This window comes from Lentibacillus sp. L22 (assembly GCF_040812445.1).
Taxonomy (GTDB): Bacteria; Bacillota; Bacilli; order Bacillales; family Amphibacillaceae; genus Lentibacillus_C; species Lentibacillus_C daqui.
In genome coordinates this window covers 1-21,589 of record NZ_JBFNXI010000051.1, presented here as the reverse complement: position 1 = coordinate 21,589, position 21,589 = coordinate 1, and the positions used below count along the sequence as shown (strand labels likewise).

23 protein-coding genes and 1 riboswitch are annotated in these 21,589 nt (G+C 38.1%); of the genes, 11 read left to right on the top strand and 12 right to left on the bottom strand.

All coding sequences use genetic code 11. The features are described 5' to 3' along the window. Nucleotides 1-479: 479 nt before the first annotated feature. A complete protein-coding gene (locus tag ABRT01_RS15900; RefSeq protein ID WP_269411428.1) occupies nucleotides 480-1,094 on the bottom strand; it encodes a DUF2179 domain-containing protein in 615 nt (204 codons plus the stop codon). Nucleotides 1,095-1,319: 225 nt separating this feature from the next. Between ABRT01_RS15900 and ABRT01_RS15895 the strand changes: the two genes are divergently transcribed. Next, entirely contained in the window at nucleotides 1,320-1,754 is a 435-nt protein-coding gene (locus ABRT01_RS15895; protein ID WP_269411427.1) for an Hsp20/alpha crystallin family protein, read from the top strand. Nucleotides 1,755-2,044: 290 nt separating this feature from the next. On the opposite strand, the gene ABRT01_RS15890 is transcribed toward ABRT01_RS15895, so the two are convergent. The 3 genes from ABRT01_RS15890 to ABRT01_RS15880 all read right to left on the bottom strand — a co-directional run bounded on the left by ABRT01_RS15890 (nucleotide 2,045) and on the right by ABRT01_RS15880 (nucleotide 2,753). Continuing rightward, entirely contained in the window at nucleotides 2,045-2,179 is a 135-nt protein-coding gene (locus ABRT01_RS15890) for a YvrJ family protein (RefSeq protein WP_269411426.1), read from the bottom strand. A 98-nt stretch (nucleotides 2,180-2,277) separates the two neighbouring features. Continuing rightward, complete coding sequence (locus tag ABRT01_RS15885) at nucleotides 2,278-2,493, bottom strand: DUF2922 domain-containing protein (RefSeq protein ID WP_367748507.1); 216 nt, start codon at nucleotides 2,491-2,493, stop codon at nucleotides 2,278-2,280. A gap of 32 nt (nucleotides 2,494-2,525) precedes the next feature. Then, on the bottom strand, nucleotides 2,526-2,753 hold the full coding sequence (locus ABRT01_RS15880) for a DUF1659 domain-containing protein (protein ID WP_269411424.1): 228 nt from the start codon (nucleotides 2,751-2,753) through the stop codon (nucleotides 2,526-2,528). A gap of 172 nt (nucleotides 2,754-2,925) precedes the next feature. Between ABRT01_RS15880 and ABRT01_RS15875 the strand changes: the two genes are divergently transcribed. Further along, nucleotides 2,926-3,333: a DUF2569 family protein gene (locus ABRT01_RS15875; protein WP_269411423.1), complete on the top strand. Its 408-nt coding sequence runs from the start codon at nucleotides 2,926-2,928 to the stop codon at nucleotides 3,331-3,333. A 347-nt stretch (nucleotides 3,334-3,680) separates the two neighbouring features. Here the strand turns inward: ABRT01_RS15875 and ABRT01_RS15870 are convergent, their stop codons facing one another. Beyond that, a complete protein-coding gene (locus ABRT01_RS15870) occupies nucleotides 3,681-4,403 on the bottom strand; it encodes an MOSC domain-containing protein (RefSeq protein ID WP_367748503.1) in 723 nt (240 codons plus the stop codon). Between the two features lie 258 nt (nucleotides 4,404-4,661). On the opposite strand from ABRT01_RS15870, the gene msrA reads away from it, so the two are divergent. Further along, the gene (msrA, locus tag ABRT01_RS15865) at nucleotides 4,662-5,189 is read left to right on the top strand and encodes a peptide-methionine (S)-S-oxide reductase MsrA (RefSeq protein WP_367748500.1); all 528 of its coding nucleotides are present in this window, start codon (nucleotides 4,662-4,664) and stop codon (nucleotides 5,187-5,189) included. A 112-nt stretch (nucleotides 5,190-5,301) separates the two neighbouring features. Further along, nucleotides 5,302-6,489 carry an MFS transporter gene (locus tag ABRT01_RS15860; RefSeq protein ID WP_367748497.1) on the top strand — a complete coding sequence of 396 codons (1,188 nt, stop codon included), beginning with the start codon at nucleotides 5,302-5,304 and terminating at the stop codon, nucleotides 6,487-6,489. A gap of 199 nt (nucleotides 6,490-6,688) precedes the next feature. Here the strand turns inward: ABRT01_RS15860 and ABRT01_RS15855 are convergent, their stop codons facing one another. Continuing rightward, complete coding sequence (locus ABRT01_RS15855) at nucleotides 6,689-8,023, bottom strand: NCS2 family permease (RefSeq protein WP_367748494.1); 1,335 nt, start codon at nucleotides 8,021-8,023, stop codon at nucleotides 6,689-6,691. 132 nt (nucleotides 8,024-8,155) lie between these two features. Beyond that, a riboswitch (purine riboswitch) is annotated at nucleotides 8,156-8,256 on the bottom strand. A 236-nt stretch (nucleotides 8,257-8,492) separates the two neighbouring features. After that, nucleotides 8,493-9,344, bottom strand: a complete 852-nt coding sequence (locus ABRT01_RS15850; RefSeq protein WP_269411418.1) for a LysR family transcriptional regulator — start codon at nucleotides 9,342-9,344, stop codon at nucleotides 8,493-8,495. A gap of 294 nt (nucleotides 9,345-9,638) precedes the next feature. On the opposite strand from ABRT01_RS15850, the gene ABRT01_RS15845 reads away from it, so the two are divergent. Then, a complete protein-coding gene (locus ABRT01_RS15845) occupies nucleotides 9,639-10,733 on the top strand; it encodes an oxidoreductase (protein WP_367748491.1) in 1,095 nt (364 codons plus the stop codon). Nucleotides 10,734-10,995: 262 nt separating this feature from the next. Here the strand turns inward: ABRT01_RS15845 and ABRT01_RS15840 are convergent, their stop codons facing one another. Beyond that, nucleotides 10,996-11,727 carry a helix-turn-helix transcriptional regulator gene (locus ABRT01_RS15840; protein WP_367748488.1) on the bottom strand — a complete coding sequence of 244 codons (732 nt, stop codon included), beginning with the start codon at nucleotides 11,725-11,727 and terminating at the stop codon, nucleotides 10,996-10,998. 168 nt (nucleotides 11,728-11,895) lie between these two features. Here ABRT01_RS15840 and ABRT01_RS15835 point away from each other — a divergent pair, with 168 nt between their 5' ends. Further along, nucleotides 11,896-13,344 (top strand): amidase family protein, encoded by a 1,449-nt coding sequence (locus ABRT01_RS15835; RefSeq protein WP_367748485.1) that lies wholly within the window; start codon nucleotides 11,896-11,898, stop codon nucleotides 13,342-13,344. A 474-nt stretch (nucleotides 13,345-13,818) separates the two neighbouring features. On the opposite strand, the gene ABRT01_RS15830 is transcribed toward ABRT01_RS15835, so the two are convergent. Beyond that, on the bottom strand, nucleotides 13,819-14,037 hold the full coding sequence (locus tag ABRT01_RS15830) for a hypothetical protein (protein ID WP_367748482.1): 219 nt from the start codon (nucleotides 14,035-14,037) through the stop codon (nucleotides 13,819-13,821). Nucleotides 14,038-14,190: 153 nt separating this feature from the next. On the opposite strand from ABRT01_RS15830, the gene ABRT01_RS15825 reads away from it, so the two are divergent. Both ABRT01_RS15825 and ABRT01_RS15820 read left to right on the top strand, forming a co-directional pair. Next, nucleotides 14,191-14,835, top strand: a complete 645-nt coding sequence (locus ABRT01_RS15825; protein ID WP_367748479.1) for a TetR/AcrR family transcriptional regulator — start codon at nucleotides 14,191-14,193, stop codon at nucleotides 14,833-14,835. A 53-nt stretch (nucleotides 14,836-14,888) separates the two neighbouring features. Continuing rightward, entirely contained in the window at nucleotides 14,889-16,097 is a 1,209-nt protein-coding gene (locus tag ABRT01_RS15820; RefSeq protein ID WP_269411412.1) for a YhgE/Pip domain-containing protein, read from the top strand. 265 nt (nucleotides 16,098-16,362) lie between these two features. Here the strand turns inward: ABRT01_RS15820 and ABRT01_RS15815 are convergent, their stop codons facing one another. Beyond that, a complete protein-coding gene (locus ABRT01_RS15815; protein ID WP_269411411.1) occupies nucleotides 16,363-16,986 on the bottom strand; it encodes a TetR/AcrR family transcriptional regulator in 624 nt (207 codons plus the stop codon). 206 nt (nucleotides 16,987-17,192) lie between these two features. Between ABRT01_RS15815 and ABRT01_RS15810 the strand changes: the two genes are divergently transcribed. Then, nucleotides 17,193-18,509, top strand: coding sequence for an MATE family efflux transporter (locus tag ABRT01_RS15810; protein WP_367748510.1), 1,317 nt, complete (start codon nucleotides 17,193-17,195; stop codon nucleotides 18,507-18,509). Between the two features lie 343 nt (nucleotides 18,510-18,852). On the opposite strand, the gene ABRT01_RS15805 is transcribed toward ABRT01_RS15810, so the two are convergent. Beyond that, the gene (locus ABRT01_RS15805; protein WP_367748475.1) at nucleotides 18,853-19,059 is read right to left on the bottom strand and encodes a hypothetical protein; all 207 of its coding nucleotides are present in this window, start codon (nucleotides 19,057-19,059) and stop codon (nucleotides 18,853-18,855) included. Nucleotides 19,060-19,363: 304 nt separating this feature from the next. Between ABRT01_RS15805 and ABRT01_RS15800 the strand changes: the two genes are divergently transcribed. Together ABRT01_RS15800 and ABRT01_RS15795 are read left to right on the top strand one after the other, a co-directional pair. Next, on the top strand, nucleotides 19,364-19,933 hold the full coding sequence (locus ABRT01_RS15800) for a bifunctional transcriptional activator/DNA repair enzyme AdaA (protein ID WP_367748472.1): 570 nt from the start codon (nucleotides 19,364-19,366) through the stop codon (nucleotides 19,931-19,933). Then, nucleotides 19,930-20,457, top strand: a complete 528-nt coding sequence (locus ABRT01_RS15795) for a methylated-DNA--[protein]-cysteine S-methyltransferase (protein WP_367748469.1) — start codon at nucleotides 19,930-19,932, stop codon at nucleotides 20,455-20,457. Before ABRT01_RS15800 ends, ABRT01_RS15795 begins: the two co-directional genes overlap by 4 nt. Nucleotides 20,458-20,569: 112 nt before the next feature. Here the strand turns inward: ABRT01_RS15795 and ABRT01_RS15790 are convergent, their stop codons facing one another. Then, a complete protein-coding gene (locus ABRT01_RS15790; RefSeq protein ID WP_367748466.1) occupies nucleotides 20,570-21,472 on the bottom strand; it encodes a DUF2268 domain-containing putative Zn-dependent protease in 903 nt (300 codons plus the stop codon). Between the last annotated feature and the right edge of the window lie 117 nt (nucleotides 21,473-21,589).

The window sequence follows — 21,589 nt, the reverse complement described above, 5'->3', positions numbered from 1 at the left end:
GGTTGTCGGTTCAACTACCATTATACAAGATTTGGGGAGGTACTTCCTTTTTTATGTCTCAAATTCGTTGGGGCACAAGGGCTAGGAATTATGAAATTCACTCGGTTGGATGATTTTATTTTCAACTTTTAACACATCTTTAGGACTACCGAATTTGTGGAATTTAATGCATTTTGCAATCAAAACTATACGTCTCCTTGATATAAATCAGATTTATTTAATTATATTACATTAAATACCTTAATTAAGCCGAAATTGTAATTCAAGAGCTTACTCAATAATAAAAATCTCACAACATCTAAATCTCCACTTTAAACAAAGCATGTTACAATGTAATTAACAATAGATTGGCTTCGTATGAGGGGTGGCGTACCTTTTTTCACCTTCTTTGGATGTTTCTTATAAAGCTAAAAGGTAAGCGCCCATATTCCGCAATCTTCAGCTTCCCCCCCTGCTTCAAATAGTATGCAAGTAATCTGTCATTCCGGATACTCCACATGTGTTCCAGGAAACTGTGATTGCGCTCCCGGTTTGCTTGTGGCCACATTCCCTTTTTTGCCCAATCTACCCTTTCGCACTTGTTTCACCCAGAACCCGCCATGAATCTGCTTCGGCTCATAGGAAATGATAAATGCCTTGGGATCAATCGACTTGATCGTCTCATACAACATCAATTCATATTTTCTTGGGGTCAGGATTTGCATCGCCAAGCGGTCCCCATCCATTCCATACGCATACCAGCTTGTTACGCCATAGCCTTTATCCCGCAATTTTCGGGTAAATTCAAGATCTGGATTAGAAGAAATCACATTAACCGTAATATATCCTAGGGCAAGCTTTTCCTCAATTTTGGTACCGACAATTACCCCGATACCAAAACCTACTGCATATGCAATTATATTTTGAATATGGTTTAAATTGTCAAGTACAAGTCCCAGCCCTAACACATAGACAACAATTTCAACCATACTTACCAAGGCTGCCAAATATCTGCGCCCCTTCAGCGTTAAAATCATTCGCATAGTAGAAAAAGAGACATAAACAATATTAATAACCAGAATAATGACAACCATGACATACGCATTGCCCAGCATATAAAAGTCCCCCATTCATTTTTCTTTTTCCCCAGCATACATCAAATTTATCCTGAATGAAATACAATGATATCCAATATTATCAACACCGGTCGTGTTTTTCCAACAAAATAAGCGTGTCTGGGCTAACCCAATGTCCCTCGTGTCGAATCGTTATGTTCACCCAATTAAATCGCCCGGCATAACCTATTACAGATTTCAACGTGAACCAAAGGGGTGATTATAATGGATCCATTTAAGCAAATGTCGGAGTGGAAAAAAAACATGGATAGCTTTTTTGGAGAAAGTTTTTGGAACGAGTTTGAAGACGTCATTAAACCTACTATACCGCAAGTCAATATGTATCAAGCGGAAAATGAGGTCACCTGCATCGTTAATATACCTGGACTGGCGGATATTAACAAGCTGGATATTTATGTAAACTATACAGAACTGGAATTAAACGGGGTCATTGATATTCAAAAGGGTGGTGGGACCGTCATTCAAGAAGAGATCTTGCAGGGGGCATTTGAACGGACTGTTAAGCTGCCATTCCCGGTTCGCTCAGACAAAATCAGCGCCAATTATAAAGATGGTATCGTGCTGATTCAATTACATCGTTTAATTTCCGAAACCAGCAGTAAACACCGGGTACCCGTAAGACTGTTGCTGGATAATTAGAACGGAGAAAGTTTGTGATCGTGGGATCAGACATTAAAAAAAGACTGTCGGCGAGTGGCGTCTCCTGAGTTAATGTGACTCTCTCCCGGCATGCGTGCGCTGTCTACCGAGACGACGGGCTCCTCTCCCGACCGTGCAGTGCATGTGATACAAGTTTCACTCACCGTGACAGCATGTTGTAACGTATGAATAGGCTGTTCTGATACCCCCGCCTTTAAGCTAAGTAAACCTTAATCGTGAAGGGGAACATTCAGCGGGAGAAAGCACCCACTGAATGAAGTTTCACTTAATTATTTCATTTTCTCAGGCAATGCATGTATGGATTCGATTAATATATTGAGCTTATCTTCAATGCGGTTCAACAGGTAAAAGGTTACCACAATCGGAAAGCCGACATCCGTTAAAAACGACATCCATGTTTCCATCACATAAACCTCCAGTCGTATTGTTGTAAAAAAACCAGGGCAGGACAATTGTCTAGCCACTGGTTTTTTGGGTTTCACGTTTAATTGGATACGGTGTGTTAATCAAGTGCGATTTCCTCTACTTGGTGATCAACCACTCGTGCACCTTTGATTGCTGTCAGCTCACCACCGGAAGTAGTAAAAGCGTTTTGTTCCAAAATAGCACTCATTGCTTGTTTGACAGCATTCGGGTCAACTGGTTCGATTGGCTTCTCCATATTATATGTGATTGTTTTGCCATCCTGATTTAAAAATTTGAGTTCCAGTTTTTTCAAAATTATCCCCTCCTTCCTCATAGATTTAGTCCTTATTCATTGTTACGGATTTTTGAGCTGTCTTTGCATTGGATCTCAAAAAGCGAAAGTTCTTGCAGTCCAGCAAAGGCATTGGCTGTGGCATACATTTGGTCGGCTGTTGCGTCGGTTTTCACATTGTTAAAGCTTTTTAATTTGTAAACCGGCTGCCCTGTTTCCTCGTCCATGCCATCGTCCAATACCAACTGCAAAGTCGATGCGTATTTTCGTAAGGTCGCCATGTTCTCCCCTCCTTTCACAACTACAATCGAAAATACTTGGGGGAGAGTGTCATCTATAGGGAAAATAATGTGTGGGGCTTGTACGGTTCGGATGAGAGACATGGAGGCACGATTCAGTATCTTTTGCCAGGATCTTATGCTATACTGCCTTCGTAGTGGAAGGAGGGAAAATGTGGATTCCAAAAACCAGGATTTGAATAATACAAAAACATTTAACACTGATTCCGGCTATGCAATTGTTGCTGGATGGCTTGTCTTGCCTGCCATTGGAATCATTTTATCTTTCATAAATACGCTTGCCATTATTCTAACTGTTAATCTTGCAAACTATCCATTCTTGTACATAGTCAATGTGATATATCTCATTTTATATCTGATCATAATTTACGCATGGCTGAAACGAAAACGGATTTTGCCAAAATTAATGATGGTTCTCTATGGTATTAGTATCATTTTCAGTACCCTTTTTATTATTGGCGCAGGGCCTGTAAACAATGAATGGATGTCCGTCATTGCATCCGCGATTTGGATTGGTTACTTTTTAAAATCGCAGCGTGTGAAGCAGACCTTTGTCCATTGAGTGGTTCCATGGGGGATAGAAGTTTAAAAGAGGCAATTGTTTTGCGGTTGTACTTTAAATTAGGGTTGTCCAGTTAGCTACGACATCAATCGGAAACTGGAGTATCGACCGGTTTGTTCAGTGTTTCGACCTGGCAAACGCGAAAGTCAATCAATGGGCTAGAGGTGATCAACTTTCATTTGCTCTCGATCAACTTTGCGTCTGGGTCGATCAACTTTCATGCGCTTTCGATCAACTTTCTGCTTGGCTCGATCAACTTTGTGCCCGGTTCGATCAACTTCCACATGAACTCGATCAACTTTGCACTATTACACCCGCCAGGTATTAGTGTGCAATTTTCATGGGATCTAATGCCTATGATCCTGCTTATTTGGACCGTATACGCGGTTTTCCATCGCAGACTCTTTTCCTGCCAGCCGTTTGTTGAGTGTACGTTTCCAATTGATGGCTAAATACGGGCATTCGGCGAGTTGCCTTGCAAGTTCCAAGTCATTTTTGTGAACGTACATCACTTCATTACACTTAGCAATTGTCCAGTTCGGATATGGGCGTTCGATTAATTCCAACTCCGTCTCCGCACTAACATAGCCAACCTGTAGCACGCGGAAATACCACCCGGTCAGCCCGCTATTTTGGATCCTTAGTGCAAAATCAATCGTACGAAAGCGCCGGGCTGGCTTCCAGCACGGGCGGCGTGGTTGGGAAACTTGAATGATTGCATCGCCAAATTGATATGTATCACCAATACATACAGTTTGCTCATCCATATGCTTTACAGCAAGGTTCTCACCAAACGAGCCGATACCAATGGATGGAATAGCCAAATCTTTACGCCAATACGCATAGTGTTTAATTGGATAGGCGAAAAGTGCTTTTTCTGGTCCGCCATGTGCTTTGGTATCTGCCACTTCATCATTGGTTAAATTGGTTTTTCCCAGCCAAACTTTTTCCTGTATGGGCTGTTTAAACATAGCACTTTCCCATTCACGATCCATTGGCTTTTTTGCTTGGGGATCACCCATTTTTTTCACTTTCCCTGTTAATAATTTATATACAAAAGGTGCATTCATCGTGCGTAACCCCCTAACCTGTGATATAGTTTACTGAAGTCTTCCTATTAGATGTTGTTCAAAAAGTCCGGTAAAAATGACGCTTCGAATTTCTTCGTTGGCTTGCTTTTTCGCTCCTCATGTACCTCTCATGTACACTCCGGTGCTCAAAGCTACGCCGCCTAGAACTTCTCGGTCCTTTTTATCCTCCTTTTTGAACACACTATTAGTTTACTGTAAATAATCAACATTTGTAAATCCATCTTTGGAGGTATCAACATGAATCATGAACTGAAAAAAGCGACCTTTGCTGGTGGATGTTTCTGGTGTATGGTCAAACCGTTTGATCAATGGGACGGTATCCATCAGGTTGTTTCCGGATATACTGGCGGCCATACCGTTGATCCAGCCTATGAAGAAGTAAAAGCAGGCACGACCGGACATTATGAAGCGGTGGAGATTACGTATGATCCGGCTGTGTTTTCATATCGGGATATTTTAAAGATATATTGGCAACAGATTGATCCAACTGATGACGGCGGCCAATTTCAAGATCGCGGGACTTCGTATCGTACCGCCATCTTTTACCATGATATGGAACAAAAAGAGATGGCTGAAGTCTCCAAACAGGAATTGGAAGCAAGCGGAAAATTTTCTAAGCCAATTGTGACCAAGATTTTACCAGCAACAACTTTCTATCCCGCTGAAGATTATCACCAGGACTTTTACCGAAAAAATGAACAAGAATACAAGAAAGACCGTGCAGAATCAGGCCGCGATGAATTTATTGCAGCGAACTGGAAGTAAACCTTGAGTGACAGGTACTTGGGCAATTTAGAATTGTGCGGGTACCTGGCACCAGTTGAATTCTGAACAGTTAGTATTATATGATATCCGTATGCAATAAAGGAGCGTATGCATGTCAAAAAATGAATCGCTAACACCGTTGAAAATGTTATTATTTTGTTTTCATGCGACCAATACGATTATCTTGAGCTATTTGCCCATATATCTAAGATACAAAGGATTGGATGGTACCCAAATCGGGTGGGTGCTTGCGGTTGGACCGTTTGCAGCTATTTTTTCGCAACCATTTTGGGGATACATGAGTGACAAATTTAAAACGGTTAAATGGACGCTGATCATCTGTATTATTGGGCTATTAATCAGCAGTTCGCTGTTTTTCCAAATGAATGAATTGATCGCCATTCTCTTAATGGGTGCTGTATTTTATTTTTTTACCACGCCGATTGGTGCACTTGGCGACAGTCTGGCTCAGCGCCGGGCGGATGAACTACATGTCAATTTTGGCAGCATCCGCATGTGGGGTTCCATCGGTTTCGCGGTTTCATCCTTAATTGTTGGCAAAGTCCTAACATCAATCGGTGTGGCATATATGATCTGGCCATATCTTCTCTTCGGTACAATGGCCTTAATCGCTGCATTCAGGTTAACCGATGTAAAAGTGGAAGCAGATCCGATTCAGCTTAAAGATATTAAACAAATTTTACAAAATAAGCCCTTCTTTATTTTCCTGTTTATTGTCATGTTTATTTCTATTTCTCACCGGGCCAATGACAGTTTCATTGGCTTGTATATCGAACAACTTGGCGGTAATGAAACAATCATCGGCTTGGCCTGGTTCTTTGGCGTTGCCAGCGAAGCCGCGGTATTTGCACTGGCACCGCTTTGGTTCCGAAAGTTTCATCCTTTAGTATTTATCATGTTCGCTGGTCTGTTATACAGTGTACGCTACTTTATTTATGCTGCTGTTAACGATCCAGTTTATCTGGTCCCATTACAAGTTCTGCATGGGATCACATTTGGCACGTTTTATCTGGCTGCCTTTCAATATATCAGCAGATTAATTCCCAAACTATTACAATCCACGGGTCATCTGGTATTCTATTCCCTTTTTTTCGGGGTATCAGGTATTATCGGCTCGCTGATTGGCGGAGCATTGATCGATTCATATGGTGGTGGGACACTTTACGCAACGGTCGGGGGCTTTGCGCTTACTGGAAGCATTTTATTAGCAATCTATCATATCCTACCGTATGGGAAAGCGGGAACAGCAAGACAAGTGAAGAGCCAGCGTTTTATTTAGTTGAAAGTATTTAAAAGACTGGTGTTCATCGTGTAACACCAGTCTTTATTCGTCTTGTTTCAACTGTTCTACTTTTTGTTCCATTTCGTTTCCAAATATTAAAAGACATGCTATCACCTTCCATGTACAATTATAAATATTATAGTATCATCAAACAAAAAAGCGAAACCATCTATCATGATCCCGCCTTTTACACGATCTAACTCAAAAACACAAAATACAATACAAAAATCACAAACAATAAATACATCATCGGGTGAACTTCCTTGATCCGGCCTTTCATCAGCATGGTAATCGGGTAGAAAATAAAGCCAATGGCGATACCTGTTGCAATACTATAAGTCAAAGGCATGGCAGCAATGGTCAGAAACGCCGGTACTGCAACTTCAAACTTATCCCATTCAATATCTTTTAATGATGAGGACATAAGAACACCGACAATAATCAATGCCGGGGCGGTTACTTCCGATGTAATAACACTTAATAAAGGTGAAAAAAACAATGATAGCAGAAATAATCCCGCAGTAACAATCGCTGTGAAGCCCGTTCTCCCGCCTGCAGCAACACCCGCTGAAGATTCAATGTATGATGTAGTGGTTGATGTCCCAACTACCGCCCCGGCAACTGAAGCGCTCGCATCAGCAAATAACGCTTTTCCAGCCCGTGGCAACTTATTATTCTTCATCAAACCTGCTTGTGTAGCAACGGCGACCAATGTTCCGGCTGTATCAAAGAAGGAAACAAATAAAAATGTCAAGATGACGACAAGCATATCGGTATTAAAAAGATCTCCCAAGTGCATAAATGCCTGGCCAAATGTTGGCGCGACACTTGGTACGCTGCCGACGATTCCTCCAAGTCCTGAAGGTGTTTCAATCAAACCAGTAATCATACCAACAATCGCTGTCAGAATCATCCCGTAAAAAATCCCACCTTTAATATTAAGGCTGAGCAGGACAACCGAAGCAACAATACCGAAGATAGCAAGTAATACATTTGGTGCGGTTAAATCACCGATCGCAACCAGAGTAGATGCGTCACCAACAATAATCCCGGCATTTTGAAAGCCAATAAAGGCAATAAAAAATCCAATTCCAACACCAACTGCCAATTTCAAATTTACCGGGATAGCATTAATAATTTTTTCTCGTAAACCAGTTAACGTTAATAAAACAAAAATAATTCCCGATACCAATACGCCAGATAATGCGGTTTGCCATGGAATTCCGTAGCCAAGGACAACGGTATAAGCAAAAAATGCACTCAAGCCCATACCTGGTGCAAGTGCAATCGGATATTTGGCAATAACCCCCATAAGCAAAGAGCCAATCGCACCAGAAATGGCGGTTGCTGTAAATACTGCTCCCTGATCAACCCGGGTAACGCCTTCCGGAAGCTCATCAACACCAACTAGTGCCAGTGTTGCCGGGTTCACAAATAGAATATAGGCCATTGCCAAAAAGGTAGTTAACCCTGCCAGGAATTCCGTACGATAATTGGTTCCTAATTCCTCAAAATGGAAGTATTTTTTCATGATTCTCCTCCTCAAAAAAATAATAAAAACAAAAAACACTCTTGATTAGGATTCGAACCAAGAGTGTCGTCTATGCAAGAAAGAGGATGAACCAGAAAAAGCAACACTAATAAAAGACAACGTGTTGTTATCCAAGAAACCTCCAACCTGCGTAGTCAGATCATTTGCGGTGATCCGGTAGAAACTCTGGGCCATATTCCCAAGATTATACGCTAGTATTTTTCAAGTTTACTATGAAATTGGTATAAAATCAACAAAAACGAACTTTATACGCATATAAATCAAATAAAGTTCGTATATATAATCGTATTCCGGTATTATAAAATGATGGTGGCTTTGCTTCCTTGGGTAATTTTTCGGTTATTCAAATCGCTCATCAACTACAAACTCCTTCGTCCAAAGAATCCCGCAGCAAACAAAGTGACAAGATAATAGACTAATACGAGGAGCCCTTATTCTTCAGACATCGTTACACCCAATTTTTAGCATGGTTTTTTATTAAAGAAATCATGCTCGTAATGGCCGGAGAAATCCATTTATCTTTATGATATGCAAGAAATGTGGATATAGACGGATGTTCTGGTGCCATTTTTTCTCCCTTTAATTTATTGTTTTCTATTTCTTCTTTCACTGAAAAGTAAGGTACCATTGAAATGCCTAAACCACTTCTTACACACTGCTTTATCGCTTCAATACTTTGAAAATCCAAACTCGCTTTAACATCCATCTGCTTATATCTTAAATATTCATCAAACACCGATTTATAACTACATGACCGCTCCGTATAAAGTATTGTGTTAGTGTCTTCTTTTTCAGGCGGACTGATCAAAATCATTTTTTCTCTTTTAAGCTTTTCAGAATATATCTCTGGTAAAGACCAATCATCCTTCTCTAATACCAACACTAAATCAACGTCACCATTTTGCAGATGTGACGTGACATTATAATTTTCGATAGATTTTAATGAAAGATTTACTTTAGGGTAAGCTCTTTTATAGTCCAGAAGAATAGGGGGAACACGACCAATCGTAAGAGATTCAGATATACCAATAGCAAGGTCCCCTGTCGGTTCTTCATCCATGTCTAGTGCCTGAGCATGCAATTCAATGATCTTTACGGCGTATGTAAGAAGTCGTTGCCCATAATGCGTCAAAACGACTGTTTTACCCAGTCTATCAAATAAAGGTTTGCCAACTTCCTCTTCCAATTCCCGGATATGGGTTGTAATAGAAGATTGTGCATAGCCAAGGTGTTCGGCGGCCTTTTTAAAACCTCCCCTTTCTGCAATTGTCTTGAGTGTTATAAGGTGACGAAGCTCCATCGTTTACAAAACCTTTCTTAGTTCAATTTTAGTGAACTATTCATTCATTTATATCTATTTTACTAAATGCAGACAATGAATTACAATGAATTCATGGACAGATAGTTATAACCTGAATAGTTTTCTAATCTATATGCTTAAAGGATACTTGAGCAAACTATTGATGAAGAGGTTAATAAATAAAAAACGAATGCCTAAAAGGAGTGGTATGCAGTATTGAAGGACGTTGAATAATACATTATGTTTAGCTAAAGAATATATATATAAATCTTTATGCAAGAAGGAGTTTCGACAATGACAGACATAAACAAGTTATTTGAGACAGTGACATTAGGTAATACAACATTAAATAACCGAGTAGGGGTTGCACCCATGACTCGCATCAGCGCAACGTCTGAAGGATTAGTAACCGATCAGATGGTTTCATACTACAAATCTTTTGCTCAGGGAGGGTTCGGCCTAATCATTACAGAAGGTACTTACATTGATGACAAATATAGCCAAACATATTTTGATCAAGGCGGGATTGTTTTTAAGGAACAAGCTGAAGCCTGGAAAAAACTTGTAGACTCCGTTCATCAAGCAGGTGCGAAAATTTTTATGCAATTACAGCATTCGGGTTCTATTTCCCAAGGAAACCGTTTTACTGAAGAGAGAATTGCGCCTTCTGCTATTCAACCAAAAGGTGAGCAATTAGAAATGTATATAGGTAAGGGTCCATTTCCAACTCCAAGAGAAGCGACAAAAGAAGAGATTGCAGAAGTTATTACCGGATTCGTTAATGCTGCAAAACGTGCGCAATCAATTGGATTTGACGGAATTGAAATACACGGTGCCAATGGCTATTTACTTGATCAGTTCCTTACTGAGTATACAAATCAGCGTACGGACGAGTACGGTGGTTCTACGGAAAACCGGGTTCGTTTATTGGTAGAAGTGTCTAAAGCTATTCGAGAAGCAGTTGGAAAAGATTTTATTGTTGGTATTCGAATTTCACAAGCTAAAGTCAATGACTATGCACATAAGTGGGCGGGAAAAGAACAAGATGCAGAAATCATTTTTGGCCAATTAGGGAAGGCAGGCCTCAATTATATTCATGTTACGGAATATGAGGCATGGCAACCTGCATTTGATACAAGTGGAGCATCCCTTGTATCACTTGCAAAGAAATATGGTGAAATTCCTGTCATCGCTAATGGTCATTTGGAAAATCCAGAAAAAGCGAAAGAAATCATTGAGAATGGAGAAGCTGATGTGATTACTTTAGGTAAGGGAGCCTTAGCCAACCATGATTGGGTTAACAAAGTTAAAAACGGAGAGCCATTAGAAGCGTTTAAGCCAGAAGAAGTATTAAGTCCGAATGCAAAAATTAAAGAAATGGAAGTGTAAATCTCCGCTACTTATGAAGAGATGCAGATATTTTAAGCTGATGCATATCATTGCTAAGCGAACCGCAACAAATCCGAATCCAGTCGATACGATTGTTGAAGTCAATGCATGAGCATCACCGGAGTTTATGGTTGAAATTGAGGTTATGGTATTGGTTAATGGGAAAAGAGTGAATATCAGAAGGGTCTACCACATTCTTAGACTGTGGTAGACCCTTTTTTTGGAAATAAATATTTTTGATAAACGCTGACATTGGTAAACATCATTTTAGAAGTTTATGAGCCTTATAACTTAAGCTCGTCCGATTTGGTACGTCTAGTTTTTGATATAGGCTTTGTAAATGCTTCTTTACAGTATTTGTACTGATAAATAATAGATTGGCAATCTCTGTATTTGTATACCCCTTTTGAACAAATCTCAGCAACTCTTTTTCCCGAGTTGTTAATAATGTATATTCAGGTATCTTTTCAAACTCAAGATAGTTCTTTAACTTATGTGATAAATATCGTGAAATAATCTCTAGACACATACGGTCCTGAAGATTAAATGGTTCCTCATCCTCAAATCTAAGAAAAGCAAGGCTGCCCAGCTGTTTATTTCCCGATTTTATACATACAGCTATCTCATGATAATATCCATATCGAACCATAAAATCATTATAAAAATAGCTGTTTTCATATTCAGTTTTCGAGACAAGGTCCTCAATTTCCAACACAAGCTGTTTTTGAAAAAAGGGAAGCGTTCTTTTTGGCTGTAAAATATCAGTCTTATAACGATATTCAATGTATTCCTTCATAGCGCATGGAGAAATATTTAAGGTAACAGGGTCTTTTAAATTATGTTTTTCATCAATTAGCCAAAAGTTTGAAAGATGGTAACCAAATACATCCTTAAAAGAATGAAGAACATCATTACGGAAGGCTTGGTTAGGTTCGATAGCTTGATCCATAAATGTAAGTATTTTTTCATAGTTATCTTTAGATAAGGCTGTCAACCATTATCCCTCCCAATCAGAATTCACTTTTGTAAATCAATTATAATTCAAACTATCCACCTTTTCAGGAAATATGGTTCGTTTGGGTAATTGTTTCCCAACTTTTTAGTTATTACAATAAGTTTTATGAAAGCACTTTCTCTAACTTTAATAAAGGTGGCGATTTTTTTGCAATCATTTCAAACTCAAAGTCTTACAACAGAAGATGAATTATGGCGTTGGACTGCAACAGAACTAGCTCATGCGATTCGAACCGGAGTAATTTCTTCAAGGGAAGCAGTTATAAGCTGCTTAAACCGAATTGAGGAAGTGAACCCAACATTAAATGCCCTTGTAAAAGTCCTTCCTGAAGAAGCACTTGCTGCGGCTGATGAGGCGGACCGCGCTTTGGCGCAAGGGAATATTCTTGGACCATTACATGGAGTGCCTATATCCATAAAAATCAATAGCGACCAAGCGGGACAGGCAACTACTGATGGGGTTGTCGCCTTTAAGGATAATATAGCCGCGGAAGATGGCCCGGTAGCTGTAAATTTACGCAATTCTGGATCTGTCATTGTAGGACGCAGCAACACACCTGCGTTTTCCTATCGATGGGTTACAAGCAACGACTTGCATGGGAGAACACTTAATCCATGGGATCTTACAAGAACACCAGGCGGTTCTAGTGGAGGGGCGGCTTCATCTGTAGCATCCGGGATGACTCCTGTGGCCCATGGTAATGATATTGGAGGATCTGTGCGTTATCCCGCTTACACTTGTGGAATAATGGGACTTCGGCCGACTCCAGGAAGAATTCCAAGCTGGTATGGCGATCCTGACGGTGATCAATCACCAGCTGGCCAATTCATGGCAGTAGAAGGACCATTGGCCCGTTCAGTTTCTGATCTTCGCCTAAGTTTTGCTGCCATGAGTCGGTTCCATCCTCGTGAAACCTTATATGCACCGGTCCCTTTACAAGGAGAACCGCTTCAAACTCCGATTCGTGTAGGGTTATTGCGTAATGTAGGGATTGCAAAACCATCAGCAGCTGTAAATCAGGCTTTAGATCAGGCAGCAGAAAATTTGCGAAAAGCTGGTTATGTAGTGGAAGAAGTTAACCTTCCGTTGTTTAAAGAAGCATTTGAACTATGGTATTTACTCTGTATGATGGATTTCAAAGAAGCCATGCCGCTTGTAGAGCAATATGGTGATGAAGGAATCAAAAAAGGTGTGAAACATTTCTTTGAAGTAACAGAGGAATTTTGGGGGAAAGACCCAAGCCTTTCTGATTATATTAAAGGATATTCCCGCCGTGGAACATTAATCTATAAACTTCAGGAGTTTCTACAGACTCATCCATTACTTTTGCTCCCTGTTTCAACAGAACAGGCATTTAAGCAAGATGCAGATATTGAAAGCTCAAAAGGTATGCGGCAAATTATTTCCACACAATGGTCGATGATGTCTCTTGCAGTGCTCGGATTTCCTTCCGTATCTTTACCAACTTCTATTGTAGATGGTCTTCCGGTTGGGGTTCAGATTCTTGGAAGACGGTTCCGGGAAGATACATTATTTGATGCAGCAGAGATAATGGAAGCATATTCAACAGTTAAAACACCAATTGATCCCCAATGAGGAAGGTTTTAGAGGCGAACAGTAATTTAATACTGTTCGTTTTTGTGCGACGGAAAATCGCATCTTTTCACGATGAGTGTGGAACATTTCTTTATTACCTGGTTTCCGAGCTACCACATAAAAAAGAGACTGCCTAATCTTTCGGGCTGGCCATTTTAATCATCTTATGTCTGTTGAAAAGACGTTCAACTACAACAGACTTTCCTTTAGGGGAGCCGCAATACCCAGGTAATTTATTGTCACCTTGTAAATTGTTCAATTTATCCTACTTTATATACAATCTTCCCATCAACAATTGTATAAGCTAGTGGAATGAATTTGTAAACCCTTCCACTCCATGGAGTTCAGCATATTAACATACATTCTCTTTTCATTGTATCCAAAATGTTAAGTGATTAAATTGTGCAAATGCTTAGCGAAAAGCCATCGAATCTCCTTGGTTACTCTCTTAATTTTTGTTAAAGTCCCATACCTTCAACATCTTGCCAAGCCCATTGCAAATTCAACTTTATGAAGTGTTTTTGCAGCCTTTTTCGAAGCTCTCGAAGCACCTTCAGTTAATACGTCATCAAGATATACACTTTTAACAATATCCTCATAACTTTCTTGAATAGGACGTATTGACTCAACAATGACCTCTGCTACATCATTCTTAAATTGCCCATATCCCTTTCCATCATATAGACCGGGCAAACCCCACCCGGTCCTTTTCTCTTCACTGTAGTTAGAGGAAATCCGATAATCTATATCCCTGTCCCATAATAGCGTCAATGATTTTATTTCGAGGTTCTTTTCTCAATAAAAACAATAGCTTAAACAATTTATTACTTAAAGAATTAATCACTATTGACACAATTAAACATTGCCTTTAAAATTAATGCAAGTAAGTACTTGCTATGTATTGGAGGAAAAGCTTTGCATATTTCAACGGAAGATAAAATTATTGAAGCAGCCATAGAATTAGTTTATGAAAAGGGATACAAGGGGGCAACAACCCGAGCAATCGCCCAAAGAGCCAATGTAAATGAAGTAACCATATTTCGCCATTTTGGTAACAAAAAAGGCATTGTGGAAGCAGCCATTCAAAAATATGCCTTTGTTGAGTTGCTAGAAGATACTTTTGCTGAAAAAGTGGTTTGGGATATAGAAAAAGATTTAAAAATGTTAGTCAGAGAATATCAGGCTTTATTGGATCAGAAAAAAACAGTGATTTTATTGGCCTTAAGAGAATCTAATGAATTCGCTGAATTAAACGATATGCTAAAAAAGGTCCCACAAACATATATTGAAATCATCACACATTATTTTGAACAAATGATAGAAAGAGGAAAAATAAAAAAAGCAGATCCTTATACCCTTGCTACTAATTTTGCTTTTATTAACTTTGGATATTTTTTATCAAAAACAAGAATCTTATCAGAAGCAGAAGAACTGTCAATTGAAGAATTTATAGATAAAAATATTGCATTCTTTATCCAAACACTACAATAATTTTTTTGAACAATATGCAAGTATGTACTTGCTTTCAATTAAGGAGGATTAATATGAGTGTATTAAAAAGTTTTTTTAAACAAAAAGAAACACTATTAGGTATTACCGCAGCAATTGCTTTTCAACTTATTTTTGTTATTGTCTGGTTGACTGGTTACGATGGTGTTTATGATCGGACAAATCAATTTTCCATTGGAATCGTAAATGATGATCAAGAGCTTGGAAAAGAAATTGTAACGGAAATAAAAGATAGAGATTTATTTCAAATAACAGAATATGAAAAATTAAATGAAGCAAAACAGAAGTTAGATGAGCGTAACGTGAACATGCTCATTCATCTTCCAGACAATATGATGGAACAACTTCAAAACAGTGAAACGGTAGCAATTGATTATTTTATTAACCAATCTGCCCCTACCTTAACAAAACAAATGATGGAAACAGCAGCTAATACGTTAAATAGTCAAGTCAATCGACAAGTTCGGGAAACCATAGATGCTCAAATAGCGGAGAATATTCCACAAAAGGTAGCAGCAGAAGCACCAAATGAAGAAATGGGAGCAGTTATCGAAGAAGTAGCCAGCCAAGTTGTAGATTTGGTACAAGAAAATACACAAGTGAACCCTATGAACGCAAATATAGAAAAAACAAATGAAAAAGAGGGATTTGCGATTACGATGGTTCCACTGTTAATTGTATTGGCGTCCTACATTAGTGCTATGTTGATTAGTCAGTATTTACAGCTTACAAATGGAAAGTTAACACAGGAGCATGGCCGGTTCTCCCTTTTCTTTGGCAGACAAATTATTAATATTCTATTAGCTATTGGCATTTCATTATTAACCGTTTGCCTCATGTATCTATTTAATATTGAACTGGATTATAACTTTATCACCTTATGGGGAATCCAAGCAATATTACTCTTTAGCTTTTTGGCCATCTCTCAACTTTTCGTTATGTTATTTGGAAATCCTGGAATGATTTTTAACATTGCATTAACAGCAACTCAATTAGTTAGTTCAGGGGCTATTGTACCTCGTGAGTTATTGCCGTCTTTTTACAATGAACTTGGAAACTTTCTACCTGCGACGTATGGAGTGAACAGTTATTTCAGTTTGATTTTTGGCGGAGGAAATCTTGGTTCTGACTTAAAATATCTGGCCGTTATTATTGTTGTACTGTTAATAATAGCGCTTGCCGCACAAATTTTATTTTCTATATGGGATCGATTCAAAACAGAAAAAATATTAATGAATGATTAACTCTCCCCCTGCGGCTTTGAGCGTTTATATTTTTAGTTAGAACCTAATACGAATCACAATATATAAGAATAGAAACCTGGAACATTAATAAAACAAAGTTATATTGCTTTACAAGAATCACAGTCGGTTAAGAAGGTAAATTTAACATGGAAAAACCACCCTAAAGTCTCTTTTTTGAGTTGATGCTCACATATTTTATATTTTTATACTGTCTAAAAAAAGGTTGCATAAGTAATTGATATGCGACCTTTTTTACTATTCTGTTCTAAGTTAAATATTTTGCAAGAACGTCCACAGCAGCTTCAATGATATTATCTTTATCCAAGTTATCGTTTTCTTTATAAAGAATCCTGTCAATTACTGTGGAAATGAAGTCGACTACAATCGCAGATGTTGCCTCCATATCATAAACACTACTCTCAGATCGAGCGATAAAACTCATTGTCATTGTACGTATTCGCTCTGTTTGTGTATCCATGATACGTGCTACTTGTGGTTTTGAGTAGTACATGATGTTCATTTCTCTGTTCAATGTTTTCACAGATTCGTGTATATCAAGTAACTTGAGCATAAGATTTCTTAACCATTGCCTAATATCACGGGCATATAGCTCATAACTTAAATCCTCATCTTTTTCATGGAAAAATGAAAGAAACTTTTTATGGTAGTTATCCAATATACTAAGGAATATCGCATCTTTATCATTAAAATATGAGTATAAGCTCCCTATTGATACACCAGCAACTTTTGCTATTTCATTTGTCGTTGTGTCGTAATATCCTTTTTCACTGAATAATTTTAAGCCGGCTTTCAGTATTTTGTCCCGGTTTTGTATGCTTCTGTTTTGCTTGGGAACTCGACGTCTCGAAACATTTGAATTGCTTTCCAAATTATGATCATCCCTTTCTATTATAAGCTGTATTGTAAAGCTAATTCATTGGATTGTCAATATAAATACGAGTAATCGCTCATATTTATATTGACAATCTAAGCAGAGGGAGGTATACTTCAAAACACGAGTAATTACTCATGTTATATAATAAAATTAAGAGGTGATCTTATTAATAAGCTTGAAACTAGCCAGTACCAAAATTAATCAGGAACTTCTCCACACCTGCCATCCTTGCTTTATTAGTAAATTCAATCAATATGGCAATTGACCGCATTTTCATTGCTAAAGGCGTCGATACACTCGCAATCTCAGCTGTAACGGTGGCTTTTGGCTTGTACCTTGTTATGCAATCATTGGCACAGCTAATTGGGTCTGGAGCCGGTGCAAATCTTTCCATTGTACTGGGGAAAAACGATAATAAACGGGCAAAAAAAATTGTAGGTACATCGTTCGTTTTATCATTGGCGCTGTCATTATTAATTGCTGTGTTGGGGATAATGTTTCTTAAGCCTGTTCTTCACTTATATGGTGCTAATAGCGGGAATATTGATTATGCCGTTGAGTATTCAACCTATTTTCTGGTAGGATCCGTGTTCTTTGTTGTTTCACAATCAATGAATAGTATCATTCGTAGCATGGGTTTTGCCAAAAGAGCATTCATCAATTTTTTTGTTGCAATACTTGTTAATATCATTCTCGATCCTATCTTCATCTTTGTTTTAGATCTTGGCGTTGGTGGTGCTGCTCTTGCACTCGTAATTGGAAACCTTGTTAGTGTAACATTGACCTTGCAATTCCTATTTAAAAATAATACTGGTATTATGCTACATCACACATACATGCGCTTTTATCTAGACGAAATAAAGCAAATTCTATCTGTTGGATTTTCTGGCTTTATTGGACAAATATCTTTAAGCTTGGTCTCTTTAATATTCAATAGAGTAGCATACGAATATGGAGGAAACACAGGGCTTGCTGCTTATGGTGTGATATATACTATTGCTATGCTCGTATATATGCCAATCATAGGTCTCGGGCAAGGAATTCAGCCTATTATCGGATATAGCTATGGTCATACGGCAATAGATCGAGTAAAGGAAACGATGAAATATGCAATAAAGTACGTGTTGTTTTTTTGTATCATCATGTTCCTATTAATTGAAATTTTTAGCAGCTATATTGTTTCAGCATTTGGTGGAAGCACCGATTCTGAACTATTGAATACTGCAACCTTGGGTATGCGCATTTTCTGCTGCATGGTGCCAATTGTTGGTGTTCAAATGATTGGTGCTAATTTCTTTCAGTATATAGGAGACGCTCGGAAAGCAATTTTCCTCAGCTCATTAAGACAGCTAATCCTGCTGATTCCGCTCGTTTATATTTTGCCAAAGTTCCTTGGATTACTGGGAGTATGGTTGGCCACTCCTATTGCTGACCTAATATCATTTACAGTAGTTATATGGTATTTATGGGTTCAATACAGATTATTGACGTATTCTTTTATTAAAGATAGTTTTTAGTTTTTATGAACAGCCTTCTCAATGTTAAAGAAGTATTATAGTTGCACGTAGATTTTTCGTAAAAACGGTTGCTTTTGTTTGGGTAAACAAAATACTAAGAAATGACAAAATGGGTTAAAAGATTAATTTTGGAGAAAAGAGTTCAAAGTAGGTCTTAAATTCAATTCTTTTTGTTTCATAAAAATACTGTAATAACAGAGGAGTAATTCACTAAGAGTATTAGAAGTGAAAACGTTGATTTGACAGCATTTTGATGGTGCGTAAAAATGAATAGGTTCTCCGCCAAAATTCTACCATAGGAAGTGAAGAAAAAGGGATATTGTGTAAAAAGCAATATCCCTTTTTAAGGTTCCTGCATTTCTTCCGCCGGTTTATCTTCTTCCAATGGGCGTGCTCGATAAACGACAAATGACAATAACACTGTAACTATCGTAAAGATAAAGATAATAAAATAGACATGTTCTACCGCAACAACCATCGCCTCTGTCAAGGAAGCCTCTGACGCGGGAACTGCTACACCTTCTAGGTAACTTGCTTGTTTAGAATTCAAAAGGATGATAAACACCGGACATCGATTGCGCCACTTAACGGCTGTAATGTCGACATTACTGCTGTACCGTGCAGATATAAACGCTTAGGAAGCTTAATATGCATAAAACAATTTTTTCAGTATCAATAATTATACAACCATAGCATTGTAAAAATTGACATTACAGCAAAAAATATTCTTTCATACTCTTATTTCGAGATATGAATCGTTTTTCATAAAAAGTTTTCATATCTTGCTATTTTAGCTGATATATGTTTTTCTTTTCAGTATTACGTGTACAATTTAAGTCAGAGGTGATGGCATCATGATGACAAAACCAACAGAAGAACAAAGAAAGGCTATTATCGAAAATGATAAGAGCTATGATGACCAATTCTTTTATGCTGTAAAAACCACTAAAATATTCTGCAGACCTTCTTGTAAATCGAGAGTACCAAATTTTGATAACGTCAGGATTTTCTTGACTGCAGAAAATGCTATAAAAGCAGGTTATAGACCTTGTAAACGATGCAAATCTGGTGGTGGCCGCTTACCTGATGAAGAATGGGTTGCACATGTTGAACTGTATATAAAGGAAAATTATACAAAACCCTTAACGCTGGACAAGATAGCAGATAATTGTCACGGTAGCCCCTATCACCTGCATCGTGTTTTTAAGAGTATAAGAGGAATAACACCATTAGAATATTTGCAACAGATCAGGATGTCCAAGGCGAAGGAATACTTATTGCACACGGAGTTTCCTATTCAAGAAATCGGTGAATTAGTCGGTATTGCCAATGCCTCACGCTTTTCAACACTGTTTAAAGAGAAAAACAAACAGACTCCGAGAGATTTTAGAAAAGAATATCAAAAGGAAGGTGTCAAAAAATGAAAAGTGAACAAAAACAAGCTGTTTATTACGGAGAAATGAATGATAAAAATGGGACAATCTATGTTGCAGCAACAGACAAAGGTCTATGCTACGTTGGCTCTCTAAATGAAGGGATAAACGAGTTGAAAAATTGGATAGATAAAAAACGATCAGGGGCAACGCTCATCGAAAACGTCGAAAAGATCCGTCCATATATGGTTCAGCTGGAAGAATATTTAAAAGGAAAAAGAAAAAATTTTGATATTCCAATAGATGTGAAAGGTACCCCCTTTCAAGAAATGATATGGAATGAACTGCAAAGAATTCCGTATGGTGAAACGGCCTCCTATTCGGATATAGCCAATAACATTGGCACTCCAACCGCTGCACGAGCTGTTGGCACAGCTATTGGAGCGAATCCAGTCTTAATAGTAGTTCCATGTCACCGAGTAGTTGCGAAGAATGGAAATTTAACAGGTTTCCGTGGCGGTCTTCCTATGAAAGAAAAACTATTAATACTTGAAAACCCTAAGAAAAAATTTTAATAATTACACTCGGAAGAATGGAGCTTTTGATAAAGGTGAGAAATTGGAAAGAGGAAAATCAATCCATATGGATAGAAATTCCTGAAGATTTTCATTTCAGGATAAATCTTGATTATTTGGAAAGAGAACCAAATGAATGAATTATTTCATCAGTGGAAGCCAAAGTTGCTTCATATATTGTCTTATTATACTTTTTCATATAGGACTGAACAGCCTTATATCCTACTGCATAACCGGCACAGAAAGGAAGCCCAACAGGTTGATACCCTTCTTGTTCCGCAATTTCATCACCAAACATATAACTGCTCACTTCGGCAAACCCTTTTACGTCAAGAGCTTCACCAATAATATCGGTTGAATACTCTAATTCTTCTTTATCCATGCTAGTAACCCAAGGTCCTAATTGTTCTGTTCCGTATAATTCTTTTGCAAATGACTCGGCTAAACCTTCTATAACAAGATAATCTCCTACTGTTACGTTACCATGGTCCCAATCAAAATAAGAAAAACGAATATTGTGATGAAATTCATGAGCAATAATTGCGGGAAGTTTCGGTAAATTATATTCATTTGGATAGATATTCACAGTAATAAACCCGGGAATACCTCCGAACCCCGTATATCCTTTCTGTAGCTTCAGTTTATCAGGATTTGCAACATACAATCCAAACTTTATTTCATCAGCATTTACTTTCAAACCTGACTTATTAGCGTTTTCTATACAGTTTTTGATGGTATTATCCGCTACTGTATAAGCGTTATTTTCTTTTAGGATTGATAACCCCTGTTTGATTTGTTTACCGTTGGAAACATCTGCATAACCAAGCATTTTTGTAGCCATTATAACATCATAACCATTTTCTTGTTTTGCTTTTATAGGAACATTGATTAAATTCCACATTTCCTTAAATGGCTCCATCATTGTATAACGAAAGTAATTTTTTCTTTTTTCCAAATCCGTAATCGCAAGTAATTCTTCGTATTGTTCCACTGTATCGATTACCTTATAAGTCATACCCATTTTAATCACCTTTTTAGCAAATATTTAACCTTATAATCTTGAAGCAACGATGACGTAAAATAGTTTGTGTAAAATATTTGAGACGAAAAAAAGAGGTAGGGTATCCTCAAA

What these genes read in the sequence shown, in the direction of transcription:
- ABRT01_RS15860 (WP_367748497.1), top strand. Translation starts at nt 5,302, where the DNA reads ATGTCAAAAAATGAATCGCTAACACCGTTGAAAATGTTATTATTTTGT.
- ABRT01_RS15795 (WP_367748469.1), top strand. Translation starts at nt 19,930, where the DNA reads ATGAAAAGTGAACAAAAACAAGCTGTTTATTACGGAGAAATGAATGAT.
- ABRT01_RS15800 (WP_367748472.1), top strand. Translation starts at nt 19,364, where the DNA reads ATGATGACAAAACCAACAGAAGAACAAAGAAAGGCTATTATCGAAAAT.
- ABRT01_RS15890 (WP_269411426.1), bottom strand. Translation starts at nt 2,179, where the DNA reads ATGGAAACATGGATGTCGTTTTTAACGGATGTCGGCTTTCCGATTGTG.
- msrA (WP_367748500.1), top strand. Translation starts at nt 4,662, where the DNA reads ATGAATCATGAACTGAAAAAAGCGACCTTTGCTGGTGGATGTTTCTGG.
- ABRT01_RS15845 (WP_367748491.1), top strand. Translation starts at nt 9,639, where the DNA reads ATGACAGACATAAACAAGTTATTTGAGACAGTGACATTAGGTAATACA.
- ABRT01_RS15820 (WP_269411412.1), top strand. Translation starts at nt 14,889, where the DNA reads ATGAGTGTATTAAAAAGTTTTTTTAAACAAAAAGAAACACTATTAGGT.
- ABRT01_RS15880 (WP_269411424.1), bottom strand. Translation starts at nt 2,753, where the DNA reads ATGGCGACCTTACGAAAATACGCATCGACTTTGCAGTTGGTATTGGAC.
- ABRT01_RS15790 (WP_367748466.1), bottom strand. Translation starts at nt 21,472, where the DNA reads ATGACTTATAAGGTAATCGATACAGTGGAACAATACGAAGAATTACTT.
- ABRT01_RS15870 (WP_367748503.1), bottom strand. Translation starts at nt 4,403, where the DNA reads ATGAATGCACCTTTTGTATATAAATTATTAACAGGGAAAGTGAAAAAA.
- ABRT01_RS15895 (WP_269411427.1), top strand. Translation starts at nt 1,320, where the DNA reads ATGGATCCATTTAAGCAAATGTCGGAGTGGAAAAAAAACATGGATAGC.
- ABRT01_RS15855 (WP_367748494.1), bottom strand. Translation starts at nt 8,023, where the DNA reads ATGAAAAAATACTTCCATTTTGAGGAATTAGGAACCAATTATCGTACG.
- ABRT01_RS15900 (WP_269411428.1), bottom strand. Translation starts at nt 1,094, where the DNA reads ATGCTGGGCAATGCGTATGTCATGGTTGTCATTATTCTGGTTATTAAT.
- ABRT01_RS15850 (WP_269411418.1), bottom strand. Translation starts at nt 9,344, where the DNA reads ATGGAGCTTCGTCACCTTATAACACTCAAGACAATTGCAGAAAGGGGA.